The following is a 26,062-nucleotide window of genomic DNA, read 5'->3' on the forward strand; positions in this document are numbered from 1 at the left end:
GGCTACTGACAGCATGATGTCAGTAGCCTTTTAATAAAAGTGAATTTTGGCGTTTTAACTTAACCAGCAACCAAGATTATTTTGGCAAACTGGCTTGGTGAGCCTGAATAAAATCATCCATGGCTTTGCCCGCCCTCGCTTGGGCGCTGGCTAAGGTATCTGTATCAACCATAGTTTCTACCACTTCGTAGTAGCACTTAATTTTAGGTTCTGTGCCAGATGGTCTGACGATCACCCGAGCCCCGCCCGCTAAGCAGTAAGTCAATACATCGCTCGGTGGTAAGTCGATTTTCTCAACATTTCCATCGGCAAAACGACGCTCAAGTGCCTTTAAATCATCGGTTGAGAGCACATCTAACTCACCAATCTTAACCGGTGGATGCTCGCGCAAATAGGCGCCAATATTGGGCGTGTCAGGTTTTAGCGCAATGCTCACCTGCGCATTGAGATGGAAGCCATGCTCACGGTAAATTTGCTCGAGTCTGTCCCAAATCGTTTGCCCCTTCGCCACCAGCTCGGCAGTTAATTGGGCGAATGCCACCAGCGCCGACAAGCCATCTTTATCCCACACCATACTGCCCACCGTATAGCCAAGGGCTTCTTCATAGGCAAACAGGAACTGATCCTCAGGCGAAGTTTTTGCAATCCCCACATTCATCAGCCACTTAAAGCCGGTGAGCGTGGTAAAGCTTTGCGTGCCAAACCCTTGAGCAATTTTAGATAACAGGCTCGATGACACTATCGTTGTGCCCGTAAGTCGTTGATTATCTTTAGCGTGAGATAGCAAGTAATGTCCAAAGAGCACGCCGACTTGATCGCCCGTCAACATCTGATACTCGCCATCCTCTTTACGCACTGCAACCGCAAAACGGTCGGCATCGGGATCGTTAGCACAGGCGAGCATAGCGCCGTGTTTTTTCGCCTCGGCAATCACTAAATCCATCGCACCCTTTTCTTCAGGGTTTGGGAAGTTAACCGTCGGGAAATCGCCATCGGGTTCACGCTGGGAGGCAACCGAATACACTTGGGTGAAACCTGCATCTTTCAATACCGTTTCGGCCATTTCAGCACCCACGCCGTGCATGGCGGTATAGGCTAAACTGACCTTTTCAGGAGCGGTATGGTTTTGCAGCACCTCAGCTTGCTGTACGCCATGACGATAGCTTTGGTAAAAATCGTCCTGCAGGATAATTAACTTACCTTGTTTTACCGCGTCATCATGCTCTAAAAACGGAATCGCTTGATTTGCGGCGCGCTCAATTTGCGCGGCAATACCAGAGTCGTGGGGCGGAATAATCTGCGCGCCATTCTCCCAATAGACTTTATAGCCATTGTATTGCGGCGGGTTATGACTCGCGGTCACCACAATGCCCGCTGCCGCATTAAAATGTTTTACCCCAAAGGCCACCAACGGCGTTGGCGCTACTTTGGACGTTAAGCGCACCTTAATCCCCATAGCGGTGAGCACACTCGCCGCATCATGGGCAAAATTGAATGAGTCGTGGCGGCCATCATAACCAATCACCACGCCACGCTCGGCGGCATCTTTAATCTGATCAAGTAGATATGCACCAAGACCAGCAGAGGTTTGGCGGATCACCAAACGGTTCATCCCCATAGGCCCAGCACCGACGACACCCCGTAATCCTGCGGTGCCAAACTCCAAGCGACCCGCAAAGCGCGCTGCGAGTTCGGCATCATTGCCACTATCAATTAGGGTTTGTAACTGGGCTTGAGTGCGAGGGTCTGGATCATTTTCAAGCCAATGGTTTACCTGTAACTGTAGATGGGTACTCATATCACGCCTCATTGAAAATCATTTGCAATCACCTTAGGAAAAAGCACGTAGAAGAACAAGCTAATTTGCATTAATTTCAAAATGAGCCAAGGGTATTGCCATAAAAAACGCACTATCTAACAGGTAATGCCAGATAGTGCGTTGGTTTTAACAAACTGGTTTCAAAACGGATTTAGAGTTTAAAGATATTGTCCTTCGTATCTCTGTCGATGAGTTTCACAAAGGGATCGACCCCCACATAACTGGGTTTTTCAGCCAAAGTGATCGTCAGCTTGTTTTCACCACTGACCAGCCTGTGCTTCTCAATCAATAATACCTGTTTGTCATCCTTGAGCTTATCGGGATCGGCACTAAAGGCACCTATATCGATGATGGCATCTAAAGGTTGTTCAGTTTCTTCACCTTTACCACTCGCGACTTTGCGACTGGCATAAATGCTCAAGTCAACTTGCGTCTTGCCATCAGGCAGAGTCGTCATTACCGCATTGGTTAACCTGAGGTCGTAGAGCGTGATCTCATTAAAAGACTCATCGATAAAGCGAGCTTGCGCTTCATCCGTACCTTGCTCAAGGTAACTCACTAAATCCAATGTGGTTGGGAAAGGATCGTTACGATACTGATAACGTGCTAAGAATGCCTTCAAATTAGCGTTGAGTTTCGCTTCACCCAACACATCTTTAATGGCCATCATCACCACTGAGCCTTTCTGATAATGAATGTACTGCTGATTTTCACTGCGCAGCAAAGGCATTTCTTTGATGGATTCAGATGAACGGCCACGTAAATATCTATCTAATTCGTATTTCAAGAATTTACGGATCATTTTATCGCCGTACTTTTTCTCCAGCACCATCAGCGCCGAATACTGTGACAAGCTTTCGGATATCACAGCACTGCCCTGCACATCCGCAGCGCCCACTTGGTGTCCCCACCATTGATGCGCCACTTCATGGGCTGTGACGTAATACACAGGATCGATATTATCCTCATTGCGTAAATCAGTAATAAAACCAATACGCTCTGAGTAAGGCACTGTATTAGCAAAACTTTGTGCAAAACTACGGTAACCCGGAAACTCCATAATTCGCATTTGCTTATGTTGATAAGGCCCAAATGCTTGTGTGTAGTAATCGATAGAATCTTTAACCGACTCTATCATGCGCGCAACGTTCCAAGGATGCTCCGCATGGTAGTAAACCTCAACCGCAACACCATTGTGCTCAGTTTTTTCCACCTGATAACGGCCCGAAATAATCGCGTAGAAATTCACCATAGGGCTATCCATTGAATAATGGAAATACTCACGCCCATCCTGCTGCCACTGTTTTTGCAAATACCCTGGCGCTAATGCAATTTGATCTGCACTTGTCGAAATAGTAGCTTCAAACTGAATGAAATCACCATCGACACCAAAGAAGTTTTGCGTGTAGTAACGGCTGTCTTCAAGCTTGTTCGCTCGAGCTTTTTCGGCTAAATCGCGCTTTTCGCGCTCGTGGCGATCCATCAGCTCATAGCCATCTTGATAACCAAAGAGGGGCAATAGTTCGAAGTTGTTGATGAAGGTGCCATTTTCAACCACAGACATATCAAAGCCAGCTTCGGCAATACCTACAGACTGACGTACTAATTGAATGTCCCCTTGCACCACCTGCCCAGGCTGCACAGGTGTCGAAAAGGTCAACCAAGCATTGCGATAGCGGCTATCTAACTCACCTAAGTTTGTATTCGGGATATTGATTTTTACCGTTTCGGCCTCAGTATGCTCAGGCCACTGCACTAACATCCTTTCGATTGGTTTATCTGACTTGTTTTGCCATTCGAATATCACCTTAGCAACAATTTTTCGCTCTTCAGGGAAAATATCAATATTTGCATTGACCTTAGTAGCCACTAAAATCGGCATGTTTTGGTATTGTTTGAAGGCCTTCTCATAATCAGCTTGCAGATCTGTGGTTTCATCTTGGGTTAAATAATGATTCAACACTTTTGTTTGGTAGAACAAATAACTGCCCATGCCCAAAAACACCACCAAAGCAACGCTTACAATGGCTTTGCCACTAAAACCGAGCTGATAACTCAGTAATCCCATACGGGTTTTAAGGCTTTGCTGCGGTCCGCGATGGTACAAGCCATAGCCTAAAACAAACAGGATAAGGCTAAAAGCCCCCCAGTAAATCATATAGAGTGCATGACTTAATAAGCCCCAACCGTAGCCGTTCATATCCGAGTAAATTAAGGTCGGTGATTGACCAAAGTTATATAAGCTATGGCCAAATCCCCAGCTTGCCATAACAAATGTCGTTAGATAATAAGCAACAAATAGCCCCATACCTGCGTACTTATTTGGGCTAAGCACTTGCAGGAAAAACGCCAGCACAGCGGTCATCAACAGCGGCAGGAGGTAATAAAATCCCAGTCGAATAAGGTACTGAGCAATCTCAAGATTGGCTTGACCTTTTATCAATTGAAATACAATTGTGGTACACATTGCGAGCACATAGAGCAAGGTCATCACTATGACCACAGACACTAACTTTGAGCCCCAAAAGCTTAAGTTTGATACAGGAACGCTATCGACGATATCTCCCATTCCTGAACTGCGTTCACGCCAGACGATTTCTGCGCTGTAATAAATCAGCACTATCACCATCAATAGCCCCGTCGCGCCGGCAATGTTATTCACCATATCTTGGGTTAATGGCCAATTAGATGTGCCGTACCAACCAAAATCATCGAACATGGGGCCGACTAAATTGAAAATAGTCAGCACACCTAACACCACAAATGGCGCGGTAAATAGTACTTGCCGTACTTCAAATTTAACCCGCGTCCAAAATTGCTGGCGACCATTAGGCTCAGTTGCCATAGCCAATTGTGCCAAAGGCACTAAGCTAGGAACTTTTCCTGCTTTATCGGATTTTTTCTCACGTTTCTTAGTCAAACTCGGCTGACGGAAAATCCCTGAAACGGCCAGTAATACACAGGCAATTCCAAACCATATCGCCCTGTTTTGCAGTACGAGTCCTGAGAATTCAATTAACTGGCTATTCTTCTCGCTAATGGTCCAGTAACGGGTCACTTCGGCAAAGGTGCGCAGCGCAAAGGGATCAAGCAAAGCAGCAATATTACGATATTGTGGCTGACTCGCCATTTCGCCCGTCAAGGTATAAAGCACCAACATGGCTACAGCGGTCAGATAGAGCGCCATTAAGGAACGAAAATGACTTGCCATCGCATAGAATAGAGTCGAGATCAGCAGCAAAGTCGGCATGGCGAGTAAAAAATACGGCACAAGATAATTCGATAACGCAAAAGGCCCAAAACGGCTAGCATCGACCCATGGCATAAAAGAGCCGAGCATTAACCCTATGGGGATAAAAGCAAATACCATCATCACCACAAAAAACTGCCGAGAAATCGACCAAATTGGTATGCAAATGGTGATAGGGGTTTGCTATAAATCAGCTCTTCCATTAAATGCTGATGATTGCGGATAGCCGTGCTACCCACAAAATTCACCACGGCAAACATGGAAATGAGTCCCATGATCAACATGGTTTGAGTAATCCCAAATGGGCTGTTTTTCATCACCTCACCGCCGCTACCAATTTGAATATTGTTAGAGACGACTGATAGAAAACTCATTAAAAACAATAGAAAAGAAACAACATAAAAGGATGGCTGACGCAAATAATAACGCCACTCAAACCTAAGCATTGATAACAACATATTGATATCTCCTTAGGCAGCCTGACGGCGGTGACTGAGTAAAGTAGAAAAATACAGATCTTCAAGCCCAGCAGTCGCAGAGGTAAATCCTTCAGGACAAGTTTCAGCCATCACATTAAGGACTGTGCGTCCCGCTAATAAACGCTTAGAAATCACAGGTAATTGCGCTTCAAGCTCCTGCGCCTGTGCTTGACTCACAGTCTTAGTCCAAATTTTTTCCGTTAATTCACCCACCAATTGATGTGGATTGCCTTGAAGCAGAATTTTACCCGATGCCAAAACCGCCATATTAGCGCAGAGTTCAGACACATCTTCGACAATGTGAGTCGAGAGGATTACCACTTTTTCCTCGCCTAAACTCACCAGCAAGTTATGGAAACGGTTACGTTCTTCGGGATCGAGACCCGCGGTAGGCTCATCCACAATCAATAACTTAGGATCACCAAGCAAGGCCTGAGCAATACCAAAGCGCTGACGCATACCGCCAGAGAAACCACTCACGGCTTTATTTTTATGCTGATAAAGATTGGTGTGTGCCAACAATCCTTCAACCGCTTCTTTACGCAGCTTGCTCTGATTAATGCCCTTAAGAATGGCTAAATGATCTAACAGGTCATAGGCGCTAATACGCGGATAAACATTAAAATCCTGGGGTAAATAGCCTAAGGTTTTACGCAGCGCTTGAGGATCGGCTAATACATCAATACCATCAAACACTATGCTGCCACTATCGGCACTTTGCAGGGCGGCAATGGTACGCATGAGTGATGACTTTCCCGCGCCATTGGGTCCGAGTAAACCAAACATCCCTTTGGAAATCGTTAAATCAACACCATCGAGTGCTTTAACACCGTTATCATAGGTTTTAGTGAGATTAGAAATAGTCAGCATGCTTCCCTCTTGCGTCTGTGAGTTCAAAATACCGACAAACTATCACATAAAATTAACCTTTACAGTAGTTATCAAGATATTCATGTACTTACAGAATGCTAGCCAGCAAAACAAACTACATATTCTTAATCCCTAAAATAGCAAAGGGACTCTATTTGAGTCCCTTGCTATTGAAATACAATATAAAAGTAAAAATATGCCACGAATTAAAATATGGCGTACCAAATACAATTAGTTACATAAACGCCAACATTAGCGCGAGGGTAAAGTGCCATCAAATACACGCACTTTGATATTCTTTTTTAGGTTATCTTGGTCTTGTTGCCATTCTTGCCACTGGGTGAGACTAATACTAAGCTGCAATGAAAAATCAGTAGAAATCCACTGTTTTTGCCCTTGAGTATATTTAGGTGCAGGGACTATGTTACTGGGTCCAACGAAGGACGCAGAACACATAAAGGTTTTGAAATACACTTGGTCAATCGATAAATCGAGGGCGCTGGGCGATGTTAAACATTGACCACTGCTCGGCTCTTGATACGAGGCAAATTGGTACAGGATTGCCGGTGTATTATTGGTACTATCGGGAACTGAAGCAGTTTGATGACAAGATAAACAGCTACTTAATGCATTATCCGCAGGGCCATTTAGGCGCCCATTACACCCTAAGTGTCCCGCATTGGTGTGCTCATTCAAACGGCCAACAACCTCTTGAAATACGGCGCTATCCTTAAGCCCTGTGATTGGGTTTTGCGGGAATGCTGCCGCTCCCACAGTTGCTGGGGGCGTATCATTCCCCCACATTAATCCCAGAGGTGAGATACGATCCCAAGGATTTTTCTCTTTCGCTTTAAACTGACCATCGGCGACAAAAGTGCCATAGGCCCAGCCCACGGGTGAACGGCTATCGCGCACTGCAATATCAAACTGCAACAAGTACACATCGGCGACAGAGCGCGGGCATTGCTCTGTTTCCTGTTGGAAACTACAGGCACTGCCATCGGCGTTTTTACATACACAGAAATCACTGGCACTGATATTTGCTTGCCAAACAGGTACATTTTCAAGGAAAGGATAGTTATTAGGCGTTGCGGTAGTGAACAGTAACTTGCCAATCACACTGCCTTCATTAAATGCAAAATTTTGCTGGGGCATCACAGGTGATGGTGCCCCCGTCCATACCTTGCCAATGCTGTTTGCCGCCTGAGGATTATAAAAACCCACCGCCCACATAGTGGTTTTAAGGGAGCCTTGGCCTTTTATCTCCATAGTAACGGGGGCTTCTCGGGTCAAGCCATGGATAAATTCCCGCCCACTCATGGGATCATAGGTCTGATAGGGAATATGGTACCAAGAGCGCACCTTGTTGTTACACAGATCCCAGTCTTTACTGACATCGCCTTTGTCGATGTTTCCCTCTTGGATGTACTTCATCACAGCCCAGAGGTATTGCTCAGCTTGGGTATTTTTATCATTTTCACTCAGATTCTTATCGAAGGGATTGAATTTAAGCCAAGGTGCAGCGCTATCTGGTTTAGCACTCGAATAAGCATCGCTGAGGCTAAAAATAGGCCCCTTCCAGCCCGGATAGGCTTGATTGATGGTGACCTGATTATCCCACATACCTGTTTTTGTAAAAGCAGGATCTTGGAAGTAACTTGGATAGGCTCCAGTACAGGTTGAATTTGCGTTAGATCTAGTGTTAGGCGATTGCTTATCTGCAGCTTTTGCGTTGACTGTGGTCAATGAACAAACGGTGAGCAGAAGTATGGCGGTCATGTTGAGTTTCATAATATCGTCCTTGAAGAGTATTAGTCCTAAAAACTCCCTTTGTGAGCCTAAAACTAACAACGGCTCAAATTAAGCATAGACTAATTTTTAACATCTTCTGTAAAGCTTAACGATTCACATATTAAGGATATAAAAAAGGCCGTTTAGCATGACTAAACGGCCGAAACATATTACTTATTGGACTAGCCGTCCAAGCTATTTCTCAACTTCTTGCCCGCGCGTCTTCCACAGCGAATACAAGACACCTAAGACCAACAGACCAAAAGTCACACCAAGGGACACGGCAGTAGGGATAGTAAAGTCCACTATTCCCTCGTGATTGAAATACACTAAACCCACTTTCACCCCGATAAACACTAATACCACTGAAAGTGCATATTTAAGGTACTCGAAACGGTGCACCATAGCCGCCAAGGCAAAATACAAAGCACGTAGCCCCAGAATCGCGAAGATATTTGAGGTATAGACGATGAAAGGATCTTGGGTAATCGCAAAAATAGCTGGAATACTGTCGACTGCAAACACTAAATCCGCGGTTTCCACTAAGATCAACGCTAAAAATAACGGCGTCGCCCACCATCCTTTTGTTAACTGATGATCTTCGCCACGAACCCAGAATTTTTCTTTATGCAGCGTTGGCGTAAAACGCATCTTAGTGCGTAACCATTTATAAAACTTATTATCTTGGATATCACCGTGCTCATCGTTTGAGAAGAGCATTTTCACGCCCGTGAAAATCAAGAAGAGTCCAAATAACACAAGTACACCTTGATACTGGGCAACAAGCACAGCACCAAGACCGATCATAATGGCGCGCAACACTATTACGCCCATAATGCCCCAGAAGAGCACTCTGTGTTGGTATAAACGTGGGATACCTAAGCTACTGAAGATTAACGCGATAACAAATACGTTATCCATAGACAGTGATTTTTCAATCAGATAGCCCGTTAGGTATTCCATACCGGCGGTTGAACCCTTGTACCACCAGAGCCAGGCCCCAAACAATAAGCCCATACAGATATAAAAGGCTGAAAGCTTTAAACTTTCAGCCACGGTAATTTCATGCTGCTCCTTGTGCAATACGCCAAGGTCAAAGGCTAATAACGCCAGCACAAAACCGAAAAACATTAACCAAACCCAAAGCGGGTAACCCACAAATAGGGTGGTAAAAAACTCCATAAGTCTCCTTAGTAACACATAACGACTGATCTAAATCAGTAAAGTTGAGCAGATAGACATTAACTCATTGTAGAAATATAAACTGTGAAATCTTATATGAAAAATGCAACTATCAAGATTAAAATTCTTTTACAATCAATATGATTATGGTGCTTATTTATACTTATGCTTCGAATAAGTTCACATCTCAATCACAGCGCTTCCCTGAGAAAATCATCTAGCCCACCCATTCGTGACATTCATTTAGATAGCAGCCTCGAACAAGCGCGTAGATGCTCTACCAATAATGCAAAATTGCTATCAATCATAAAACTTACACTATCCATTAAACGACGAACTACAGCTAAATCAAGGCTAAAGCCGCTAGGATAAAACTGCCACAGTTGAATTATGGCCACTATTTAGCACTCATTTCTTAACTGAAAATGAATTAATTTAACCGCTTAGTATTGCTATAGCGAGCCTTAAAGAACGGCTAAAAATGTTAGTTATACAAAATATTCATCACTTTCAAGACCCTTGGCTGTTCCATATCATCCGAGTGTGATTAACTGCTGCAACAGCGCCGTCTTTTAGCGATCAAAAGCGCCGCGATAATCACAAATAATGAAAAATAATTAATAAAATTCATTACGATAAAATGAATCATTAGCTGCTCGGCGCATAAAGTGCCAGCAATGGGAGTCTTAAGTGTCAATAGAACAAAACCCGCCGCACGCAATGCAGGGCCCACAAGGCTCGCCCCCTGCTGAAATGCTATTTGGGCATCCTAAGGGCTTATTTGTCTGCTTTTTTACCGAAATGTGGGAACGTTTCTCTTTCTACGGTATGAAAGCATTACTGTTTCTTTACCTGATTAAATATCATCTATTTACCGATGAATTTGGTTACAACGTGATTGGTGCTTACGGTGCCTTAGTGTATGCCATGCCCGTAGTGGGTGGCTTATTGGCCGACCGCTATCTGGGCATGCGCAAAGCGGTAATCTTTGGCGGTATTTTATTAGTGCTCGGCCACTTAGGTATGGCCTTTGAAGGCCATCAAGCGGTTATCGTTGCAGGTGAAATTCAACGGGATGAACAAGCGCTGCAAGTATTCTATTTATCCCTCGCCTTAATCATTGTCGGTGTGGGCTTTTTAAAACCCAATATTTCCACCATAGTCGGTCAGCTTTATCCTAAATCATCCGCTAAGCGAGATTCTGGTTTTACCATTTTCTACGCGGGCATCAACTTAGGCGCCACCTTAGCCCCGCTAATTTGCGCTTATTTAGGTGAAACCTATGGCTGGAAGTACGGTTTTGGTTTGGCAGGTTTAGGGATGTTAGCGGGTTTATTGGTGTTTATTCGTGGCAAGAAACATCTACAAGGTTTCGCCGAACCCAGAGATCCTGCGCGGATTTTAAAGAAAACCGCTGGCATAACGACAGAACAATGGATTTACTTAAGCGCAATTGGCAGCGTAATCATAGTCTGGGGGTTGATTCAAACCCACTCCCTCGTACTTTCGATTAGCAGTTTATTACCCGCTGTGAGCCCAGTGATTTGGTTCTTGCACTCAGTATCACTAGTGCTCGCCCTTGGTATTGGCTGGTTCATGGTGAAACATTGTAATCCGATTGAACGTCAACAGATGTCGGCTTTGCTGCTTTTCATCGTTGCGGGTTTGGTCTTCTTTGGCTTATATGAGCAGACCTATGGCTCTTGGGTAGCATTTTCGGACCGTGTGATGGACCGTAACATGCTAGGCCTCGAATGGAGTGCGGGACAGCTAACCTTCCTCGGTGCCTTCTTTGTGATCAGTTTGTCGCCTATCTTCGCTTGGCTGTGGCCAGCCCTCGCCCGTAAAAATTGCGACCTAAGCAAACCAGTTAAAACCGCACTCGGTATTTTGTTCGCGGGTTTATCCTTTATGGTGCTTGTGCTCGGGATCCAGATGCCGCTAAGCAGTGGCTTAGTGAGTATTTGGTTCTTAGTCGCGGCTTATTTTGTATTAGAAATCGGGGAGTTATTGCTGTCGCCCATAGGCTTATCAGCCGTGACTCAGCTTTCGGTAAAACGCGTAGTCAGCCTGATGATGGGTGCTTGGTTCCTCGGCACTTCATACTCTGAAATCTTAGCCGCCGAATTAAACAAGCTCGCCGCGATTGATACCCAAGGCGGCGTGATAAGTGACGTACCGAGTGCGATGGCGCTATACGAGCAACTATTTATCTTCTCGGCGCAAATTGGCGTGGTGATGGCATTAGTCTTCTTTGCCCTTGCGCCATTAATGAAAAAAATGATGCACGAGAAAATGGCAACTAACTCAGTTTAAGCATACAAACAAAAAGTCAGTTGGCTTACTTTCGCCCTCTGAGGCGACGGTAAGCCAAGACAATAAGGTGCAAAGCAAGTAACCCCGTAAAAGCCGCGCAGAAAAACAGTAATGCAATCGAGTTTACATCCCTAGGCGCATCACGATAAAGCCACCACCATAGCGGCCAGCCGATGGCCGATAAAGCCGTAAGCTGCCACATACAACGTTTGCAGCGACCAATCTTTTGCCTGAAAATTGACGTTTTACAATCACCGCAACTCATAAACCCCCAATACCATGATGGCAGTATATCTAAAACTAAAGCGACACTTTAAGCCTTGCCATCCCTTGATTAATAGAGACGAGCGCACGATAACCTAAATCTCGTTTAGCTGCGCTGATATCAAAATAATGGCTGCAGGATAACTGCCGTGCGACAAAACGGGTCATCATGGGCTCTTCTTGCTTCTTTAGGAGGTAATGTACACTTTCCAATACTGCGCCTACTACATAGGCCACAGATTGAGGCACACGCTTAGTCACTGGCGGTAAAGCATCGCAGGCCAAAATCAGATTGATCATCTCGGCCATAGTGATGGGTTCATCATTACTCAGAAAATAAGCTTTCCCTTGACACTTAGGCTTTGCTTGGCACAGTTCCAGCGCCGCCAGCACATGGGCATAGGCAGCGTTGTCTATGTAGATGGTATCGACTAGCTTATCTTCGCGGCCAACCAGTTTAAGCTTACCTAAACGCCCGCGCGACAAGACCCGAGGTACTAGATGGGGATCGCCAGGACCCCATATCAAATGCGGCCTGAGTGCGACGGTTTTTAACGCATAGGGTGCAGTGGCTTGAGTCGTCACTTGGCTAGATACTTGAGTCACATCAGGATTTTCAAGTGGCATGTCACCCACTTGATTGGCATCGAGCATCATCTTTTCAGCGATGGCTTTAGAGTGGGCATAATGATTCAGGAATCTTGTAGCATAGGGAGTAGACTCATCAATACCCGATTCATCCTGCCCTGCAAAGGTCACACTCGGGGTACTGGTATAAACTAACTTATCTATTTTTAATGCCTTACAAGCCGCAATCACATTGGCAGCGCCCTTCACATTCGGACAAAAATAGCTGTCTCTGTCCCCCCAAACACCCGCTTTAGACGCCACATGGAATACGATATCGCAGCCTTGCATCGCCTGTTGCAGCAGATCTTTATTGACTAAATCCCCTTGCAGCATGACTACGCCCAGCGCTTCAAGTTCGGGATAATGCCTACGCGCAAAACCTGTGACCTTAATGCCCGCGGCTAACAATCTCAGGCAAATCGCTTTACCTAAAAATCCCCCCGCCCCCGTGACAAAGGCGTGTTGCACCTTAAGCGCGAGCTGCGCGAGTGCCGTTTGTTCAGCCGCATCAAATTGGGCAAGCGTCGTACTCTTGATTGGGTCTTTCGTCATTAAGGGTATCCATTTCAGCACATTTACATGAACTTAAAGTCGGTGTAATAAGTTTAAAATAAGCACAAAGGCTTAAAAATAAGCGAGTTTGTTCAAATGAACACAGAATATAACGTAAAAAATGCAGGAAAAAACCGTGGAGTTTCAAATCAACCTTTCGTTTGTGATTGTGCCCAAACGGCTAATTTTTCTCTAAAAATCTTGGCATTATGCCGCACATCCACAGGAAAATCAGGATGAATAAGAAACCGCCTTATGCCCTGAGTCTGCGTAAATTGCTCGGCGATGGCGATCAAATCTTGGTACAACTGCAGACTCTTATTGCACACCAATGACTGGTCGAGTTCGATACAAATTAATGGCTCTATCTCGTTCGCCACTTTCACTCCCACTAAAGCTGAGCGCTTCACATTGGGATGCGTATTAAAAATGCGCTCGCAGGGAATGGAATAATAACGTTTAGCAAACAATCCGTTAAGGGTCGCGTCGACTCTGTGGGCCTTACGACCACACATCCACAGAAGACCTTGATCATCGAGATACCCCAGATCGCCCATGCGGTGTCTAACGGTATTGGTTGCCGAGTCCCAAATCTTGGCCGCCGCAGTCGCGCGTTTGCCTTGGCTTTCGTTTTGGCTAGCGTGCTGACTATTGTTTAGATAATAGGACTGACTCACCATAGGCCCCTGCACGACTATCTCGCCGATTTCACCGTTATTCAGCTGTAAGGCATCATCCCACTCGGGAATAACCTCTTCGCTGATAGCAATAATGCGAATCGTCACGCCATCGATAGCGCGACCGACACAGATACCACCGCCGTTATCTGTGGTGTCAGTCGTGGCAAATAACGCATCGCTGGCAATCATACTAATAGGCAAAGATTCGGTTGCACCGTAGGAATTTAAAATCGGCACACCTTGGCTCAGCATCTTACTAAAACGGGCGATGGAGGCAATGGTGGCTGGCGCACCCGCGGAAATCACCCGCTGTACGCTAGGCAATTTATGCTGTTTTTGTTCCCCCGCGCGGCCTAAACGTTCGAGCAAAGCGGGATTAACAAAAATATTACTACATTGATATTTCTCAATCGCGGCAAACAGGAATTCAGGATTGGCGGTAATGGGCTTGCTGGCATCCATTTCAGGAACAATAGACGCCATACCGAGTGCGGGACCAAAGAGTGAAAACAGTGGAAAAGTGGCGAGATCGCGCTCGCCATGGCAAATGCCATAATCGTTTTTTAATGCTTGGATTTGTGCCTCAAACATACCATGGCTATACACCACCCCCTTAGGCGTGCCAGTGCTGCCACTGGTAAATAAAATCGCCGCTATCTCATCAGATTTAAGCATCACCATGGGATATTCAGACTTTGAAGCAGAAGATTGTACTGAGGTGCTTTGCAGCAGAGTCGATAAACTTATCGCACCAGTACCGATACGGATTAACTTTGCCGCTAAGCCTGTTTTGTCGTCATCGACATTGAGTAATGACTTAATACTGCCCTTACCCCAACCAAATAAACGTCTGGCGATATGGGCCTTAGGAATACCGATAAAGGCATCGGGCGCGGCTTCAGCAAAACACTGTTTAAGATTGCGGATCCCCATGCCGGGATCAACTAGGATAGGAATAATTCCCGCTTTAAACAGCGCAAAGGTGAGTGCAAAAAAATCCAGACTCGGCATGACCATAAGCACAGCCTTCATGCCGCGCTCAATACCATGGGCGTTCAGCGCAAAGGCGATTGCATCGCTTTGTCTATCCAGATTAAGGAAGTCCAGCTCGCTGTAACGCAAACTCGCCACAGAAGCGCCCTGAGCGCTTTGTACTGCAACCGCAAGATGATGGGGAATGGCATGGGCGGCTTGCTTGAGATGACGACAAATATTGGCATCATTGACCGTTGCTGACGCAGAAGTGCCACTTAAAAGTGACTTTTCCAACGGCGTCACTAAAGGAGTAACTTCAGTCTCAAGCAAGGTCGACATTAACCTGCGACCTGTTCGGACGGCGCCGCTGCTTGGTTGTCGGCCATAAATTCTTTGATATGGACAATCACTTCATCGCTGGCATCTTCCAAAATGTAGTGACCACAATCGGCAAACTCATGCACTGTCGCATGGGGCATGTGCTGACGCCATTTTGCTAAAAAGTGCTTATCGAATACAAAGTCCTTGAGGCCCCAGCAAATCAGGGTCGGCACTTTAGCAAATTTAGGTAAACTAGCAGCAATATCAGAGACTAATTGATAATTTCTATCGCCTTCACGCAGCGGAATATCCTGCACAAAACGCAGCGTCGAAATGCGATTGGCCCAAGAGTTAAACGGCGCGACATACGCCTCGCGAATGTATTTGGACATCGGCTGGCGCTTAACACCCACATAGGAAGCAATAGACGAAAAGGCATTGAAACCGCGTACCAACACTGTGCCTAACAAGGTATTACGACAAATCCACAGCGGCCAAGGGAATGGTTTAGTCTCGGGCAAATGGAAAGCGCCCGTGTTCAATATCACTAGGCGTTTAATGCGCTCAGGATAACGCGCCGCATAACCCATACCTATCATGCCGCCCCAGTCGTGTACGACTAAGGTAATGTTTTCTTTCACATTCAGGCTATCGAGCAGGGCTTCGAGATCATCGATACGGTTCTTAAGGGTATAGTCATAACCACTGTCGTCCGGCTTATCCGACAGGCCACAGCCGATATGATCCGGCACTATGCATTGGTGAGTGTCTTTTAAGGCGCTAACAAGATTGCGGTAGTAAAACGACCAGCTAGGATTACCGTGAACCATCACCACAGGCTCGCCTTGGCCCTCGTTGATATAATGTAGCTTGTTGCCATTACGGCTCAGAAAATGACGTTTAAAAGGCAACAGAGTGTCTAACATGACGCTTCCTATCTTGATTCTTTATGAGAGCGAATAACGGGTTATGTACAGCTGGCTTAGCTTATCGACTGAACTAAAGACTAAGCTATCAACTGAATCATGGACTTACTGGGTTGACTCGAATGTATGCCAGCCATCAAGCAAAGGCGTGAAAAGGTGCAATGCACCCTACCACTTAATGCCTAACATCATGCAATTCAATCCACTGCCTATGCCTAAAAAGCTCACTTGATCGCCCGCTTGTAAAAAGCCTTGATCGTGCGCCATCGCAGCGGTCACAGGTAACGACACTGTGCCCATATTGCCCAGTAGCTGATACGTTGGAAATTCTTTTTCGGGGGGAATATTGAGCGCACTCAGTACTTGCTTACGATTTGAAGCGCCTACTTGATGGCAAATCACTTTGTCCACTTGCTCAACCAGCCAATTACGCTGCTCAAGGAAATGCTCCCAAGTGTGCTTCGCCAATTCAACGCCTTCTTTAAGCAAGGTAACGGCATCGGTACGCATAAACTCGCGATACAGGTTATGCCCCACTTCCTGCAGACCCCATTGACACAACTGATGATGCTCAGGCGCCGATAAGTGCGATGCACCCAGCAATTGATGCTGACGCACATTTGTCAGCGGCAAGCTGCCATCGGTAAGGATCACCGCCACGGCACCAGAACCACCGGTTAAGGTCGCCAGTGACTGGGCAAAATTCTGCATGGTCGGATCGGCCAGCATGTTATCGATAGTGACATCGACAATATCCCGCGCCGACTCACAGGACACCACCATACCCGCCTTGATTTGACCCAACTCAATACGGTTCGCGATATCTAAAATACCCGATAACACCCCAAGGCAAGCGTTGCTGATATCGTAAATCGCAGTGTCTTTTGACACACCCAATTCGGCAGCAATACGACACGCGGTCGCGGGCTCATGTTGATCTCGGCACACGCCGGTATAGACAACAGCACCTAAATCGGCGACATCAATCCCAGTTTCAACCATGGCTTTACGGGCAGCTTTAATCGCACCGTCGGACAATTGATGTCCTTTTGGCCACCAGCGGCGTTCGGTAATCCCAGTCAATGCGGCAAGCTGTCCCATAGGAATACGGAACTTTTGATACAAAGGAGCAAGACGAGACTCTAGCTCACTACTGGAAACCACAACAGGCGCCAGTTCATAGGCCAGGCTATTAATAAATACGCGGGAATATTTCATGAAACTGTTTTATTCGCTCACTAGAATGACTGACCAGCAGGTCAGCTTTCAGTTGTTATTCGTCATTAATGCGACATTTGAACAAGAAAAGCCCGATGATTCAATAAAAAACCATCTTGAGTGTAAGACTTGTCTCACAGCGCAGGTTCCAAACACGACGGCCCTGAATTCACTATCACTAAACTTAAATGCGCTAATATAGAAATAATTCATAAAAAACATCACAGTACAGCATATTTTTAGACGCGCAAAATTATACCGCCATTTTTTGCGCTAAAATCAGCGTATTTCTTGGTGTAACGCTGTTTGCACAAAATTCACCCACGCAAACACCATATCCTTGTTCATGCAAAAAACAAGCGCGATCTAAGATGAGCCACTGCTCCAGTGCGCTGCGGAATAAATGCGCGACTAAATCGATACGGCGAGTTAATTGTTGTCTTTGTCGCCCAACGTCAAGCCAAGCTTCAAAATCCCTGTTTTTCGCAAAATTAACGGCCTTAGTCTCGGCCGCCCACAGGCAAAAATCCGTAAAACTGCCGCTCAATTGACTCTGTTTTAACGAGGGTAAAGGCAAATATTCGTCAATTTGTCGACATTCACGTTGCAGTGCATCAAAGCCTAAGCGCCACGCGATTTCTTGATAGCGTAGCGCCTGCTGTTTGGGATTAGCTATCACACTCTGCTGCAGCGGTAACTGTAAATCATGGCGACTGAGCTTTAGGCTGCTCTGCTGAGCAAGAATGGATAACGGCTGATAATGGCTCGCTTGAATTAAATGATAGCAACAAGGAGAAATCGCCAATGCCTGCGTGCCCGCCTCGGCCGCCAATGTTAACAGCCGAACATGCAAATCTCCGCAGGCATGCAAAGCAACCGCTTGCTGCCGTGCAGTTAACGGATTGGCATTTGAGGCATGTTCAGCTTGTGCTTCAACTGTAGTTGTAGATGTGTTTGTCACAGCATGTTCTGCACCAATAGCAAAGGCATCGGCGCAAATAAAGGTCTGCGATAACTGCCACTTATCAGCAAAGGCCTGCCCTGCTTCACACAGCGGCGCCTGCCACTCTAAACTCAGCACATCGGCGCCGCGGGCTTTAGCAATCAAGCGGCCCAAATGCCCTTTTCCTGCACACCATTCCAATACGGGTAAATTAAGCTGGGGTAAATGCTGCACAAAGGCGGTAATTTGCTGCCATTTTCGGCCTTTAATGTGAGCACTAAAGTGCGCCTCATCATCAAAGGACAAACCGCTGTCCTGCGCTTTATCTACCTTTGTGGTATCGGTAATAGTAATATCAGCAATGGCTGCGGTAAGTAATGACAAGTCCCAATCTTGGCCTAATGCCCTAAGATCGCGGTTTAATGCCGGTGACAGCGTCTTAACCAGTAAAGATTGCTCGGCATCGAGTCCATCAAGCTCATCATCAGCCAGCGCCCACACAGCTTCGGCCAACTGCGGAAAATCCTGTGCCCAAGGTAAAGCGTTCACTTCAAATGCACGCACTTGCCACAGGGCAGCACTCTTTTCAAGCAACTGATTAAGCTTGCTAAATTGCTGTGAGTAAGTGAATTGTTGCTGCAGATTATCTTGGTTCACGTCATGCCCAGTGTAAAAAATACTTATCTCGTATTAGGCTGAGCGAATCAGCCCTACGGATGACTTTATGCGAAAAAATGTTAGTATCGCACCCATTAAAAGCACTCAACCTGACTGTTAACTGCAAACCGCGGTCAGCAATACCTAAAGAGGACACACATGCTTTCACCTTGCGTCGCACGCTGCGGTTTAAATGATGAAGACTACTGCATGGGCTGCTTTCGACATATAGATGAAATTGTCAGTTGGCGCACGAGTAGCGAAACGCAACAGGCGACCATTTGTCAGCAACTTCCCGCCCGTAAAACGTTATTTGAAGGCAGTGAAAACCAGCATATTTTAAGCCGTGATAAATGGTTAGCTGCCGAAGCGCGTTTAACCGACAAAGACTAAACGCCGCCTGCTAACGCCACCCTCTGCGCAATCTTATTCAGCCAAAGCCTGCAAGACTATTTTTTCAGCATTGATTTCAAGTCAGCAAAGGGATTGTAGGTCGCCGCCGCTTGCTTGGTTTCTGTGGTGCTACCGTAGCGGATCAATTCTTCAAAACGGGAATGTTCGTTATCGTGGCAATACAGGCACAATAACTCCCAATTCGATCCATCTGATGGATTATTATCGTGATTATGATCCCTGTGGTGCACCGTCAGTTCGCTTAGGTTTTTTGGGGTAAATTCGCGGGTACAGCGGCCACACACCCAAGGATAGAGTTTTAACGCTTGCTCACGGTAACCGCTCTCACGCTTAGCTTTGTACTCCCGCGCATCGGCTAATACTTTATCTAACTTACTCTGGCCTGGCACTGATGACATAGTGTAATCCCTAAAACAAACCCTAAAAAAATTGCCCCAAGGATAATCCGAGTTATCACTTGGGGCAATATCTCCCGCACTTTGCGGGTTAATGGTGCGCGATTTGTAGACGTAAATGGTTAAGCCGACCTAGGTTACTGGCTTAGTTTACTTAACTTACGTTACTTAGCTTACGTGGGCATGATCGGCATTCGACAGATGCAAATAATGTAAGTATTTTTCATATTGAGTCACCACATCCGCGAGGATTTGCTCTTCGGTATAACCCATCACATCGTAATGCTGACCACCTTGTTCAAGGTACACTTCGGCGCGGTAATACAAGGTATTGCCCTGCTCGATTTCAGTCCCTATCGGGTTAGTGATGTCAAAACAACGCGTTCGTACACCGTAAACAAAGGGCAAATTCACCTCATTGCTGATCACTAATCGCACTCGGCCATCTAAGTATTCAAGATCGGCCACTATGCCTTTAGCCATAAAGTGTTGGCACACTTTAGACAAAGCTGGCGTAGCCACATTATTCAAGAACACTTGCGCTTCTTCATGGGTAGGATGCGAAACTAAAACCCCAATACGCTCTTCCCAGCTCATATTAGTTTTGGCGTATTGCACACTAGTATTGTGTAACTGCACGCTATTAATCTTCAGCCAATCATTTTTCAGGGCTTTAAATAGGCCCAGACACATGAATAGCATCACCACTAAGAACGGCATAGCACTGGCGATAGCCGCCGTTTGCAGCGCCTGTAACCCACCCGCTAACAACAATACCGAAGCAACGACCCCTTGCAACAGTGCCCAAAAGATCCTCTGCCATACGGGGGCATTGTTATCACCACCCGAGGTTAGATTATCAATCACTAAGGATCCCGAATCCGAAGAGGTCACAAAGAAAGTGACAACTAAACAAATCGCAATTCCAGAAAGTAACGTAGGAAACGGCATGTGCTCGAAAAACACAAACAAGGCCACTGACACATCGGTATTCACCGCCTCGGCAAGATAGGTCGCGCCGTGATTCATAATCGAATCAATCGCCGTATTACCAAATACCGTCATCCACAGAAAGGTCAGCGCCGATGGCACAAATAACACACCTATCAAAAACTCACGGATGGTACGGCCGCGACTCACACGCGCAATAAAGGTACCGACAAAAGGAGACCATGAAATCCACCAGCCCCAATAGAGCAAGGTCCAGCCTCCGAGCCAATCTTCCTTATGTTCATAAGCGTACAAGTTAAAGGTTTTGCCCACTAAATCACTTAAGTAACTACCGGTATTCTGCACAAAAGCCTGCAACAGCATAACCGTAGGGCCAAGGATCAAGACGATAAGCAATAAAATAATCGCGAGACCCAGATTGAGTTCGCTTAAGCGTTTCACGCCTTTATCGAGACCAGAAAATACCGATAATGTCGCCAATAAAGTAATGCCGATAATCAAACACACCTGCACCACAGCATTATTGGGTAAGCCTTCAAATAGATAACTCAGACCCGAGTTAACCTGCAACACCCCAAAGCCCAGTGATGTCGCCACCCCAAACATAGTGCCAAGCACAGCAAAGGTATCCACTGTATGGCCAATAGGACCATAGATGCGTTCACCAATTAAGGGATAAAGCGCACTTCGCGGCAATAACGGTAACTTATGTCGATAAGAGAAATAGGCCAGACTCAATGCCACCACAGCGTAAATCGCCCAAGCATGCAGTCCCCAATGGAAGAAAGTGATCTTCATTGCCTCTTTTGCGGCAATAAGACTCTCTGGAGTTGCATCCGGCGGCGCCAGATAGTGCATCACAGGTTCTGCGACCCCAAAAAACATCAAACCTATGCCCATACCCGCCGAAAACAACATGGCGATCCAGCTTTTATAACTGTAGTCTGGCACTGAATGATCTGGTCCTAGTTTGATATCGCCGAAGCGACTAACCATGACAAATATGATAAAAATCAGGAAAAACGCCACACTTAGAATGTAAAGCCAACCGGCTTTCATTTCTATCCATGACTGCATTGATCTAAAAAAGGTGTTTGCCTCTGTGGGCCATACTGCGCAAATCATCACCATCAAGATGATGAAAAAGACCGACGAATAAAATACCGGCGGATTAATACTAGACTTGATTGACATTGACTCTCCCTATTTCTAGCGGGTTCACACTCCAAATATCTCAACATACCAACGGCGAGATAGGACAAAACTTATACTTAAAATTTGGTTAATACTGCGTGGCTCATCTATGACCAGTATGGGGGAAATCCCAAAGATCATGGCAACGACTCGCTATGGCTAAACGCGACAGGATCTGAACAACGGGATTAACAACACTCGACTTTTTTAAGCCAATGATTGATGGATAAACAGAATTAACACCACTAAGGCAGCTAATACCCACCTTTAGCATAAAACAAATATATTACTAGAATATTCAGCATAAAAAATGGCAACCATATTGGCCGCCAAAAAATTATACCACAAAAATCATCAAATTTAATTTTAAACGCTAAAACGCACAAACCTTCATCGGATTACTTAGTCGGTGACTGCGAGATACCAGCAGTTAAATTGAAGCGCATCGCCTCCTCAAACGACCAATCAACCATAATTAAATCATCCCGCTTAACTAAGCTCGTCACACCCGCCATTTGATAGCTCAATTGGAACAACACAGGCACCCAATCGCCCTCTGGTAGCGCATCTAACAAGGGCTGTGGCGGCGTATCCGTCATAATAAAGCCCACCACAAAACTGCCATTCGCCTGTTTCACTAGCACTGTCTTTTGGCTTGTTGGCTTACCGTCACGATTCATCAAAGAGGCGATATCACGGATACTGCCATAAACCGATTTAAACAATGGGAAACGCATCAACTGGCGCTCAAGCCAACCATAAAGCCACACAATCGGGCTGACCGAAAACAGCAAGCCCACGGCAAAAACTAATGCCACCACCAGCATAAATCCCGCGCCGACAAAGTGTTGGTTTATCCCTACCAACTCTAAAATTACAATTCCCAAACCATCTAACGATACAAACAACGACCAAAACAGCCACAAACTCAAGGCCATAGGTAATAGATTCATTAAGCCGCGGGCTAAGGTTTTTTTCATCACACTCTCATTCAGTCATAGGAATATAGAAGGCATAAAATATTTACGCAAAAAACGCCACAAATGCTACCACAGAGTCACTTTTGCACCAGCACATGATGTAAGGTATCTGGCAGTAATAGTCTCAAGCATAGAGACAGCGTTCAAATTCAGGGCCCACTCTGAGCCATTCTAAGGAAAGTAAAATGCGCGTAACCCGCTTAGATCATTTGGTCTTAACCGTAAAAGACATCGCCGCCAGTGTCGAATTTTATCAAGCCGTGCTCGGGATGAAGAAAGTGGTATTTGGCAATCAGCGTATTGCGTTAAGTTTTGGCGACCAAAAGATTAACCTGCACCAAGCGGGCGCAGAATTTGAACCTAAAGCCGCAGCAGCCATGCCCGGCAGTGCCGATCTGTGTTTTGTGGTCAGCCACAACATAGAAGAAGTGATCGCGCATTTAAACGCACTTCAGATTGAAATCATTGAAGGACCAGTGCTACGAACTGGTGCCACAGGCCGGATAAACTCTGTCTATATCCGCGACCCAGATTATAACCTGCTTGAGTTATCAGAATATCTGCCCGCCTGCATTGGGTAAGCAAAGTGTAATAAACTCCATTTTTACTAAAATTTAGTTTTTATATAGCTCTAGCGAGTACGAGGAATATCGACGTTAAGCTTTCAAAACTTCATTTGAATTTTTTAATCAAAATCAAAGTCGTGGGGCTTCACCCCACACCCGACCAAGGAGGACTGCTCGTCCTACCCTCCTTGGATGCTCCAAGACGCCCCCGACGGAGTTGAAAGCCCCTTGTGCTCATTGCCAAAATTGCTATCGCTTCCGAAGGATGCGTCCCTGCACCTGCGAAAGCTAGTCGGTCATCCATGACCGAACTCACGCACTCTTTATTAAATCAAGAGCTCTATTCGCCCTGCGGCACTCCGAGGGGATGGCGTATTCCTTGGGATTTTGAGTCGTTAGATCGCAATTAAAAAAGCGGGGACATCCATATCTTTTTTTATGGATGGCTCGATTTATTGCTCCATCAACTACTAATATCACATATCAATGCGTATAAAAATTATTTTAAAAAATAAAACCAGTAAATATTAAATCTATTTAAAAAAATTATTTTATTGACACGTATATTATACATGTGATTTATTAATTTTCACATTAACTAAATGGAGATATATCGCATGAAAAATGGAACTTTAGCATTATTGATTTCTTTATCTTTTAATGCATCAGCAGTTACAGAAAGCCCTGATATGATCATTAAGAAAAATGGCGAAGAAGTCGTAAAAGGCTACATTGCAGAATATTTAAATGATATTGGAGTTGATTCAGCATTCCCTGAAACTAGAGCAATTGACAGAGATTATAATAAATATTTTATATGGCAAGGATTGACCATGACCTACATGAATGTCACTGGGGGGTGCAAGGCTCTAGTTGTAAACGTAACTACGGGCAAAGGTTATAATCAGAACTACCATCATATTTCACAATCATTTGAATCATTCCCGCTCCCACCTTATAGAGATAAATCAACTTATACAAGTTGGAATGTTATTGCAGCAATGGATTGCACCGACACTTTACCTGGAATTCCGTGGTAATAATGAGATATTATTTAAGTTAAGAGAATTAAGATTATTTATCGAAATGACACAATTGTTAATGGTAAATATTTCGCATCTAATCTTGCTCATTACGATGAATAGGATAAAACAAATAAAAGATTAAACAAAGACACATAATCTTAAAAGCGTGGCATAATACTTCTAGCTATGCTTTTTGTAAGCATATAAATAAGGTTTATATGCCGCGCACTCTCAATCAAAGTATAGAAAGAAAAGCTGGGACATATATGGTCACCTCGGGTTTAGCAAGGAGTTAACTATGAGTTAACTGGACACCCAGCCTTAATGGCGCAGTTGTTAACCTCCGACTATGCTTGGGTTAAGCATTAAACAAGGAGGTTTGTATGCCGCGCCCTCGCAGAACTCAAATTAGTCTTGAAGATACGCCCTATTACCATTGCTGTAGCCGCGTTGTTCGGCGTGCGTTTTTGTGTGGCGATGATACCTATTCTGGACAAAACTATGACCATCGCCGTGGTTGGGTTGAGTCACTACTGTTTGAACTTGAAGCCGTTTTTGCCATTGATGTGGCAGCCTTTGCGGTGATGTCGAATCATCTGCATGTGGTGCTGCGGGTCGATATCGACAGTGCCAATCGTTGGACTGACCGCGAAGTACTAGTACTTGAGCAATGGCATAAGCTGTTTAAAGGTGATGACTTAACGCAAAAATTCGTTCAAGGAGAGTTAGTTGAAGCGCATGAGGTCAATCGATTAAAGCATTCAATTGCCATTTACCGCAACCGATTATGCGATATTTCATGCCTAAGTTTTCAAAAGAGCACGATGTTTGAATGAACCAATAGCAAGGCAAGCAAATCAAGAAGATAACTGTACTGGTCGTTTTTGGGAAGGACGCTTTAAAGCCCAAGCCTTACTCGATGAAGCCGCTGTGTTAACCTGTATGGCCTACGTTGATTTGAATCCGATTAGAGCCCAAATAGCGGATACGCCAGAACAATCCGACCATACCAGTATTCAGCTGCGCATTCGGGCCGCATTAAAAGATGAACAACCTAAAAATCTACTGCCTTTTATCGGTAATGAGCGCGAGAACCAGCCCAAAGGCATTGCGTTTTCCTTAACGGATTATCTCGAAATAGTTAGGCACACACATAACTACTTCATACTTTCAAAAGGGAAAGGTATGTATTGGTACCTCACAATCTTAAGCTACTCCTTATTTGTACTCGCCATAGCTTTATTATTTTATAGATTACACCTGTTATTTACAGGCAGCAGAGTTTCTGGTGTAGTCACTAATTTCATCACTAGAAACAGAAGCCTTACTGGCACGGCCAAATCAACACTTATAGAAATTTCTTACAAGAATTCAAGTGGAGTTGACTGCAAATTTGAAGCTGACAATGGATTATTAGTTTATATCTATAAAATAGGAGATTCAGTGAGTCTATCAGAGAGAAATGGAAAAATAATCGTTAATTAATTATTCAATATTCTCACTGCACCAATTTTTTATTTATAATGAGTTATGTAATTTTTAATTTTCTGGCCTAACAAATAAGGATAGGCCGCGCGTAGCCGCGACCTTATCCCAGTGTTGAACAAGCCCGATGCTGGTTGTTGACACTTTATTATGCAAATAGCGGATTGAGAATTTGAAGG

The 26,062-nt window shown here is 45.2% G+C and carries 17 protein-coding genes and 2 pseudogenes; 5 read left to right on the forward strand and 14 right to left on the reverse strand.

The features are described from left to right. Nucleotides 1-76: 76 nt before the first annotated feature. The 5 genes and pseudogenes from KO533_RS21625 to KO533_RS21645 all read right to left on the reverse strand — a co-directional run bounded on the left by KO533_RS21625 (nucleotide 77) and on the right by KO533_RS21645 (nucleotide 9,391). On the reverse strand, nucleotides 77-1,798 hold the full coding sequence (locus KO533_RS21625; protein ID WP_219256112.1) for a phospho-sugar mutase: 1,722 nt from the start codon (nucleotides 1,796-1,798) through the stop codon (nucleotides 77-79). Between the two features lie 172 nt (nucleotides 1,799-1,970). After that, nucleotides 1,971-5,527, reverse strand: a pseudogene (locus tag KO533_RS21630) (M1 family aminopeptidase). Nucleotides 5,528-5,539: 12 nt separating this feature from the next. Next, a complete protein-coding gene (locus tag KO533_RS21635) occupies nucleotides 5,540-6,418 on the reverse strand; it encodes an ABC transporter ATP-binding protein (RefSeq protein ID WP_219256113.1) in 879 nt (292 codons plus the stop codon). Nucleotides 6,419-6,670: 252 nt separating this feature from the next. Next, nucleotides 6,671-8,209 (reverse strand): hypothetical protein, encoded by a 1,539-nt coding sequence (locus KO533_RS21640; protein WP_219256114.1) that lies wholly within the window; start codon nucleotides 8,207-8,209, stop codon nucleotides 6,671-6,673. Nucleotides 8,210-8,404: 195 nt separating this feature from the next. Beyond that, nucleotides 8,405-9,391, reverse strand: coding sequence for a TerC family protein (locus KO533_RS21645; protein ID WP_131525740.1), 987 nt, complete (start codon nucleotides 9,389-9,391; stop codon nucleotides 8,405-8,407). A 690-nt stretch (nucleotides 9,392-10,081) separates the two neighbouring features. Between KO533_RS21645 and KO533_RS21650 the strand changes: the two genes are divergently transcribed. Next, nucleotides 10,082-11,707, forward strand: a complete 1,626-nt coding sequence (locus KO533_RS21650) for a peptide MFS transporter (RefSeq protein WP_219256115.1) — start codon at nucleotides 10,082-10,084, stop codon at nucleotides 11,705-11,707. A gap of 25 nt (nucleotides 11,708-11,732) precedes the next feature. Here KO533_RS21650 and KO533_RS21655 read toward each other — a convergent pair whose 3' ends face one another. The 6 genes from KO533_RS21655 to KO533_RS21680 all read right to left on the reverse strand — a co-directional run bounded on the left by KO533_RS21655 (nucleotide 11,733) and on the right by KO533_RS21680 (nucleotide 18,873). Continuing rightward, nucleotides 11,733-11,972, reverse strand: a complete 240-nt coding sequence (locus KO533_RS21655; RefSeq protein WP_105249662.1) for a DUF3624 domain-containing protein — start codon at nucleotides 11,970-11,972, stop codon at nucleotides 11,733-11,735. 35 nt (nucleotides 11,973-12,007) lie between these two features. Continuing rightward, nucleotides 12,008-13,153, reverse strand: a complete 1,146-nt coding sequence (gene oleD / locus KO533_RS21660; RefSeq protein ID WP_219256116.1) for a 2-alkyl-3-oxoalkanoate reductase — start codon at nucleotides 13,151-13,153, stop codon at nucleotides 12,008-12,010. 149 nt (nucleotides 13,154-13,302) lie between these two features. Beyond that, on the reverse strand, nucleotides 13,303-15,147 hold the full coding sequence (gene oleC, locus KO533_RS21665; RefSeq protein ID WP_219256117.1) for an olefin beta-lactone synthetase: 1,845 nt from the start codon (nucleotides 15,145-15,147) through the stop codon (nucleotides 13,303-13,305). Then, the gene (locus KO533_RS21670) at nucleotides 15,147-16,055 is read right to left on the reverse strand and encodes an alpha/beta fold hydrolase (protein ID WP_219256118.1); all 909 of its coding nucleotides are present in this window, start codon (nucleotides 16,053-16,055) and stop codon (nucleotides 15,147-15,149) included. Before KO533_RS21670 ends, oleC begins: the two co-directional genes overlap by 1 nt. A 168-nt stretch (nucleotides 16,056-16,223) precedes the next feature. Further along, a complete protein-coding gene (locus KO533_RS21675; RefSeq protein WP_028760522.1) occupies nucleotides 16,224-17,273 on the reverse strand; it encodes a 3-oxoacyl-ACP synthase III in 1,050 nt (349 codons plus the stop codon). 253 nt (nucleotides 17,274-17,526) lie between these two features. Then, entirely contained in the window at nucleotides 17,527-18,873 is a 1,347-nt protein-coding gene (locus KO533_RS21680; protein WP_219256119.1) for a methyltransferase, read from the reverse strand. Between the two features lie 159 nt (nucleotides 18,874-19,032). On the opposite strand from KO533_RS21680, the gene KO533_RS21685 reads away from it, so the two are divergent. Continuing rightward, the gene (locus KO533_RS21685; protein WP_219256120.1) at nucleotides 19,033-19,266 is read left to right on the forward strand and encodes a DUF1289 domain-containing protein; all 234 of its coding nucleotides are present in this window, start codon (nucleotides 19,033-19,035) and stop codon (nucleotides 19,264-19,266) included. Nucleotides 19,267-19,322: 56 nt separating this feature from the next. On the opposite strand, the gene KO533_RS21690 is transcribed toward KO533_RS21685, so the two are convergent. The 3 genes from KO533_RS21690 to KO533_RS21700 form a co-directional block, all read right to left on the reverse strand. Then, the gene (locus tag KO533_RS21690) at nucleotides 19,323-19,685 is read right to left on the reverse strand and encodes a YajD family HNH nuclease (RefSeq protein ID WP_028760525.1); all 363 of its coding nucleotides are present in this window, start codon (nucleotides 19,683-19,685) and stop codon (nucleotides 19,323-19,325) included. Nucleotides 19,686-19,850: 165 nt separating this feature from the next. Further along, nucleotides 19,851-21,827 (reverse strand): BCCT family transporter, encoded by a 1,977-nt coding sequence (locus tag KO533_RS21695; protein ID WP_105249669.1) that lies wholly within the window; start codon nucleotides 21,825-21,827, stop codon nucleotides 19,851-19,853. A gap of 398 nt (nucleotides 21,828-22,225) precedes the next feature. After that, entirely contained in the window at nucleotides 22,226-22,807 is a 582-nt protein-coding gene (locus KO533_RS21700; protein WP_028760527.1) for a DUF502 domain-containing protein, read from the reverse strand. A gap of 185 nt (nucleotides 22,808-22,992) precedes the next feature. Here KO533_RS21700 and KO533_RS21705 point away from each other — a divergent pair, with 185 nt between their 5' ends. The 3 genes and pseudogenes from KO533_RS21705 to KO533_RS21715 form a co-directional block, all read left to right on the forward strand. Further along, the gene (locus KO533_RS21705; RefSeq protein ID WP_219256121.1) at nucleotides 22,993-23,388 is read left to right on the forward strand and encodes a VOC family protein; all 396 of its coding nucleotides are present in this window, start codon (nucleotides 22,993-22,995) and stop codon (nucleotides 23,386-23,388) included. Between the two features lie 602 nt (nucleotides 23,389-23,990). Continuing rightward, nucleotides 23,991-24,413, forward strand: a complete 423-nt coding sequence (locus KO533_RS21710) for a hypothetical protein (protein ID WP_173245720.1) — start codon at nucleotides 23,991-23,993, stop codon at nucleotides 24,411-24,413. A 368-nt stretch (nucleotides 24,414-24,781) separates the two neighbouring features. Continuing rightward, nucleotides 24,782-25,541, forward strand: a pseudogene (locus tag KO533_RS21715) (transposase); the annotation flags it as partial. Nucleotides 25,542-26,062: the final 521 nt, after the last annotated feature.

Origin of the sequence: Shewanella sp. NKUCC05_KAH (genome assembly GCF_019345585.1) — a bacterium.
Lineage (GTDB): Bacteria > Pseudomonadota > Gammaproteobacteria > Enterobacterales > Shewanellaceae > Shewanella > Shewanella oncorhynchi.